Below are 1,187 nucleotides of genomic sequence, written 5' to 3'. Positions count from 1 at the left end.
GGGAGAAAAAATATCACTTTTTGATGAAAAACATATATACGAAGGCTTCCTTGAAGAGATTACAAAAAACAATCTTTTGATAAAGATTGACAATATAAAAGATATAGAAAAACGCAAATTCAATTTTGAGATTATACAGGCAGTGATAGATAAAAATGAACTTGAATTAGCAATAAGGCTTCTTATATCGGCGTATGTAAAAAAAATTTATCTATTTAAGTCCGAAAGAAGTAATATAGATATAAAAGAAAAATACCTTGAAAGACTTAGCGAAATAGCTATAAATACTGCTGAGCAAAGCGAAGTATGTTTTGTTCCACAGATTTCATATTTTGAAAACTTAGAAAATCTACCTAAAGAAATAATAACAAATTCAATCTTATTGCATCCAAAAGGAGAAAACACCTTAATAAACTTACAACAAATAGTTTCAATTAACCAACCTGTAAGATTTTTTATAGGTCCTGAAGGCGGCTTTTCAAACGTAGAATTAAACTACTTTAAAGAACAAGGAATTCATTTTGTAAAACTTACTTCAGGTATAGTTAGATCACAATTTGCAGGTGTTGTTGCCGTGCTTACTGCTCTTGAATTGATGACTTAGTAAACTCAAGAGCCTCTTTCAATCTGAATTTAACCTCATCTTTTCCAAGAATAAGAAATAATTTGTAAAGTTCTGGACCATTCTTTGAGTAAAACAAAGCAACACGAAGTGGGTGATATATCTTTTTTGAAGGCAGTTTGATTTTTTCTCTTAAACTCTCTAAAAAATTCTCAACTGCAGTTTTCTCAAATTCTAAATTCTCAATGTTTCTCAAAACGTAATCAAAAGTCTTAATAACATCAGCATCACTAAGCAACTTACCTTCAGGAGAATTTTTGTCAATTTTTTTCTTTTCAAAAAATGGAGCGAGCAAATCTTTAACATCTTTTATAAAATTTATATTGCCTTTAACAGCATCTACCATCAAGACGGTTTTTTCATTACATTCGCTTATTCCATATGATGTTTTTATGTCCTGGATGACTTCCTCACACAACTCTTTTGAATCTTTTTCTAAAATGTACTTGTGGTTCATCCATTTTAGTTTTTCAAGGTCAAATACAGCAGGAGCCTTGTTAACAGATTCAAGTGTAAAAAGGTTAATGAGTTCTTCTTTTGTGAAGAATTCTCTTTCATCCTTGGA

Annotated in this window: 2 protein-coding genes; one reads left to right on the top strand and one right to left on the bottom strand. The window is 30.2% G+C overall.

Features of this window, described 5'->3' with window-relative positions; all coding sequences use genetic code 11:
• Window positions 1–604 (top strand): RNA methyltransferase (locus tag K6343_06720; GenBank protein MEF3245650.1); only part of this gene is annotated, 604 nt, incomplete at its 5' end.
• On the opposite strand, the gene K6343_06715 is transcribed toward K6343_06720, so the two are convergent.
• On the bottom strand, window positions 579–1,187 hold a 609-nt coding region (locus K6343_06715; protein MEF3245649.1), incomplete at its 5' end, for a glutamate--tRNA ligase. The two genes, K6343_06720 and K6343_06715, sit on opposite strands and share 26 nt — an antisense overlap.

Source organism: Caldisericaceae bacterium, from assembly GCA_036574215.1.
GTDB lineage: Bacteria > Caldisericota > Caldisericia > Caldisericales > Caldisericaceae > Caldisericum.
This window is presented reverse-complemented; position numbering and strand designations above follow the sequence as displayed.